Annotated in this window: 4 protein-coding genes; 1 reads left to right on the top strand and 3 read right to left on the bottom strand. The window is 62.8% G+C overall.

The window, feature by feature from the left end; all coding sequences use genetic code 11:
- The first annotated feature begins 122 nt into the window (after window positions 1-122).
- Window positions 123-800, top strand: coding sequence for an aspartate/glutamate racemase family protein (locus tag ACZ9BC_RS22650; protein WP_430231625.1), 678 nt, complete (start codon window positions 123-125; stop codon window positions 798-800).
- 1,320 nt (window positions 801-2,120) lie between these two features.
- Here ACZ9BC_RS22650 and ACZ9BC_RS22645 read toward each other — a convergent pair.
- The 3 genes from ACZ9BC_RS22645 to ACZ9BC_RS22635 form a co-directional block, all read right to left on the bottom strand.
- Window positions 2,121-2,972 (bottom strand): class II fructose-bisphosphate aldolase, encoded by an 852-nt coding sequence (locus ACZ9BC_RS22645; RefSeq protein WP_476247926.1) that lies wholly within the window; start codon window positions 2,970-2,972, stop codon window positions 2,121-2,123.
- Window positions 2,972-3,103 (bottom strand): hypothetical protein, encoded by a 132-nt coding sequence (locus ACZ9BC_RS22640; RefSeq protein ID WP_476247925.1) that lies wholly within the window; start codon window positions 3,101-3,103, stop codon window positions 2,972-2,974. Before ACZ9BC_RS22640 ends, ACZ9BC_RS22645 begins: the two co-directional genes overlap by 1 nt.
- A gap of 63 nt (window positions 3,104-3,166) precedes the next feature.
- Window positions 3,167-4,684: a four-carbon acid sugar kinase family protein gene (locus tag ACZ9BC_RS22635; protein ID WP_476247924.1), complete on the bottom strand. Its 1,518-nt coding sequence runs from the start codon at window positions 4,682-4,684 to the stop codon at window positions 3,167-3,169.
- Between the last annotated feature and the right edge of the window lie 168 nt (window positions 4,685-4,852).

The raw sequence follows: 4,852 nt of genomic DNA, 5'->3' as shown, positions 1-4,852 counted from the left end.
AGGGCCAAACCCATAAGAAACCAAAGCTCTGCATCTCCAACCAGTTGCCGTCATCAAATCCGGATCAGCCTTGATGAATCGTCAGATGCATCAGGCATCCCCACCCAGAGGAAGTAACCAGCGTGCCCAAGAAAATTGCGATTCTGCATACAAGCTTCGTTTTCGTTTCTGTCGAACCTGTGATTAATGACCTCATTGCTGAGCTCATTCCAGATGCTGAAGTCATGCACTTTGTCGACTCTGACGTTTTGGCCACAGTTGTGCGCGAGCAAGGTATTTCACCGAACAGCGAGGCGCGAATGACCCATCTTGCACAGGCGGCAGAAGCAGCGGGCGCGGACATCATTTTCTCTGCATGCTCTTCGTTGGGGCCGGCTTTGGATGTCGCCGCCCGAAACGTCCATACCCCGGTGGTTAAAATTGACGAGGCGATGGCGATGCTGGCCGCCCGTGAAGGCACTCGAATTGGCGTCCTGGCCACCGTTCCCACCACGCTTGGTCCGACATCAGATCTGATCCAAGCAAAAGCCGATGAAATCGGACGCAGCATCACAATCGAGCAGCGGTTGTGCGAAGGAGCATTCTCAGTCCTCATGTCGGGGGACCGTGAAAAGCACGATGCCATGATCACTGAGCAGGCGACGGATCTAGCGAAAAACGTTGACATCATCGTTCTGGCGCAAGCATCCATGAATCGCCTTGCCGGCGTTCTCCAGGAAAAGACCAAGATGACAGTTCTGTCGAGCCCCCGTATCGGCGTAGACTACCTCGCTCAGCGCGTCGCGAAGCTCCCTGCGTAACCACTGACGAACATGACAGGGAACGCCAGAGCTGGCCGAACGGTGCCACCGGTGAGTCATGGCCATGAGAGCTCCTAGGGGGAGCAACTTCTTGTGCCCTTAGGCTGGTGCACCGGAAACAGCAGGTCCTGGCGTTGGGCGGAGAGTCCATCACCATCGGTCTGACCTCGGCGTCGTTCGCGCTGGTGCCCGTGGCCGCAGCTCTCTGGCTCGGCAGGATATCCGACAGGTGCAGCTCGCTGCGGGGAATCGTGACTGTCGGAGCATTTTTCCTTGCCGCCGGACCCTTTGTACTTGCTGTGTCTCCGTCCCTTGTCATCGTCATTGTGGCCAGTGCACTGGCGGGCCTGGGCAATTATGTTTCATTATCGCGAGCCAATCAGCGATCGCGAGATTCGTACGCGTCTGCCAGATGGATGCGGCCTTCGGGTGGTTCAGTGCTGCCGTCGCTGCCGGCCAGATGGTGGGACCTCTCGTGGCGGGCTTAGCCATGGGGTCCTCGCAGGAGTCCCTGCTGCAATGCGGCTTGCAGACGCCAATGCCGCACTCCTCATTGCCGGGATAATCTCGTTTCTCGCCGTTCCGTTCGCGTTCGGGACCGCGGCAAAGCAAGCACGCGGTGACGAAATAGGCGCGACCTTACCGCCGCGCCCAGAGAAATTCTCTGCTCTCCTCCGGTATCCGACCATGCGGACAAACATGGTGGCGAGTCTTGCCCTCTTGGCCACCACAGACATACTGGTGGCCTTCCTCCCTGTCCTGGGAGAAGACAAAGGTGTACCCCCTGTCATCATAGGTATCCTGCTAGCTGTCCGCGGGGCCGCATCCATCGTTTCACGCCTACTGCTGCAGGCCCTTCTCGCCCGTTGGAGCCGGGCCGCGCTGGTCGTAGTCAGCCTTGCGGGAGCAGGATCCACGCTGGCATTGTGCCCTGGTTACTCGAGCTATCGTGGATTGCAGCAGCGCTGCTGGCCCTCTGCGGATTCTTTCTGGGTTTGGGCCAGCCAATTACGATGGTGCTCGTTGCCCAGACTGTACCGCCAGCTTCCGGGGGAGCAGCACTTGCCCTCCGCCTGCTTGGCAATCGAGTAGGGCAAGTCGGCCTTCCCGCCGGCGGGGCTGCTCGCCGCTCCGGTCGGGCCCAGCGGGAACCTTTGGATGTCTTGCGCAGTGCTCGCAGCCGCATGCGTACCTTGGCCGGACAACACGCAGGACTGTACTTAGTGAATGCGCGCAACGCATCGTGCACCCTATGCTCGAATTGCCGGTGGTTTGGCTTCTTTCCGGTGAAGCCAAACCACCGAGCTCGGGGGATTGGGCTTAGCGGGTAAGGGTGGCCAGTGCGTTGACAGCGAAACTCTTGGCTGCGGTGTTCCAGTGACTGAGGAGCCCTTGGAGGTTTTCGCCGTCGGAGCGATGCCGGGGCAGCTGTTCCTGCAGGGTGGCGAGCACGCCGGTGCGGAGTTCGGTGTTGAAGTTGACCTTGCCCACGTTCATGGATGCTGCCTTCACCAGTTCATCCGCGGGGATGCCGGAGGCGCCGTGCAGCACCAGGGGAATGTGGGTCCGCACCGCGATGTCCTGCAGTACATCCCAGCGCAGCTGGGGCTCTCCCTTGTACTTGCCGTGGACGTTGCCCACGGCCACGGCCAGGAGCTCAGCTCCGGTGCGGAAAACGAAGTCTTCCACCTGGGCAGAGTCGGTCAGGCCGGCCACGGAAACACCGGACTGGTCCGCTCCGAAGGCGCGGTCCTCGTCACCGGCCAGGCCGCCCAGTTCCGCTTCAAGCACGACGTCGGAGCCCAGCAGTGCGCGGGCCTTCCGGACCAGCGCAATGTTGTCCTCGTAGGAAAGGGAGGAACCGTCGGCGAGGACGGAATCCGCCCCTGCCGCGACGGCGTCGGCCATCACTGTCAGGTCCGAGGCATGGTCCAGCTGGACCGCGACGGGAACACCGGCGGCGTCCGCCAGGCCCCTGAGCGCTGCGATCAGCCGCAGGCCGTTGGGGGTTGCGGCGGTCTTCGGAGCCACCAGCACGATCACGCCGCGGCCGGATTCCTCGGCCGCGGCCACCACGGCCAGGGCCGTGGTGAAGTCGTAGCAGGTGAAGGCGGGAACTGCGGAGCCGTGCTGCAGGGCAGAGGTGACCAAGTGGTCCAATCGGGTACGCATCAGACCCCCAGCCCTCCCGCCAGAATCGCGACGACGGTCAGTGCGAAGCCGGCCCGGTTGCTCACCGCAGTAGGCAGCGGGCTGGCGGATATGACGGTCTCCACCGTGCGCGTGGCCCCGCTCAATGCCACGGCTCGTAGAGCAATGACAGGGCTGGTGCAATCGCTGGTCATGTTCGTCCTTAAATTTCCGGGTTAGAAGGTGCTGCTGAGCTTGCGGGTGACGTCGGCGAGGGACTGGTCGTCACCCACGTTGCCGGCGAAGACGATGTAGGGGATGCCCTTGGCGGGGCCGTCCACCGGCTCCCAGAGGGAGACAATGCCCGGCAGCATGGGGCCGCGGACAATGGCGTGGCGGATTTCCAGGCCGTGTGCGGCCACGTCGGAGGAAGTGATGCCGCCCTTGGCGATGACAAACCGGGGCGGGAAGGTCTTCAGGGTGCGGTTGACCACGGCAACGACGGCGGCCGAGACCGTGCGGGCGATCCGCAGGCTTTCGGCGGGGTCGTCCGTCTTGATCAGCAGCCGGCTGGTGTGGACGATGACGTCGCCGCCGCGGAGCGCTTCAACGACCGTCTCCACTGTCTGGTCCAAATAAGCGTCAGCAGCCGCAGCGGTTTCGGCCGCAAGCAATTTCTCCACGTCAATCTCAACAATCCGAGCCGAACTGTGCTGCTCGGTCAGAGCCTTCAGCTGACGGGTAGTGACGCCCACATGGGAGCCGACGACGATGAGCCCGCCGGCCTCGGACGGGGTGTTGCCTGCATAGGCCTCGGCGCCGCTGAGTTCGGTACGGATCTCCTGGCCGATCCGGGCACGACCAAACGGCGGGCCCACGCGGTACAGCAGCTTCTTGCCCCGCCGCTCGGCTTCCTCCAGGCCGAGGGACAAGGCACGCAGGTCATTTTCGGTGACGATGTCGGCCACTATCGGGGTGGAGTCAGTGGCCGCATCGATGGCGTCGGCGATCGCGTTGGCACTGATCTGCGCACCGGCGGCAGGATCCTGGGCGGCTGCACCGGCGCGGATAATGTTGAGGTCCAGGACGATCACCGAATCCGCTGCGAAGCGGCCGTGGGATTTTTCCTCGACATAGGCAGGCATGACGGAGGTGGTGAAGCCGAAGGTGGCGTCCTTGGCGAACTCGGTGGCCGAGACCCGGGTCAGCGTGCCGGCTGCATCGCCCGTGCCGCGCATGTAGTGGACACCGCCAATGGTGACCCGCCCGGCGTCGGGGAAAGCCGGGACCAGCACCACGCCGTCGGTCTTCTCACCGGTGGCATCCGCAACTGCGGCGGCGATGACATCAGGTTCCAGCGGGTAATGGCCGCGAAGGGTGGAATCGCTGCGGCTAACGAAGCCCAGACGCAGTTTCTCAAGCGACCCGGCGGCGGCGAGGGCATTTCGGACTACCTCTTCATTCCGGACGGCGGCCTCGGCCGGGTCCAGGCTCCGCGAGTTGGTGAGGACGTAAACGGCAGGGCTGCAGCCGCTCCGGGCAATATGTTCGAACGCCCAGGTAAAGTCGGACGCTTCCCATCGGGTGAGGACCGGCAGATCTGCAACTGACTGAGTTCCAGTAGGGTCGTCGTCAAGCACCACCAGCACCCTTGGGGTTTTCGCGTTCGCGGCGGCCAAGGCATCAGCCACGGCCCCGGCGGGAATCGGAACCTCGGCCGGGTAGGCGGCCAGAACGTCTGCTTCAAGCGTCACTATGTACTCCGTTGTCATGAAGGGTATTGGCAGAGTTGAATTCGTCCGCATTGCGACCGAATTGGAAGTTTGTATGGGATATCAGGTCAACCGGAACGCGGAGGTTACCATAGCGTTGCAATGCCTGGTTTTCGATCATTAGCCCCAGGGCGCCGCTGTCTCGCGTGG

Source organism: Pseudarthrobacter sp. TE3704 (assembly GCF_056279405.1).
Note: the sequence above shows the minus strand (reverse complement) of the source record. Positions and strands in the feature narration are given on the sequence as shown.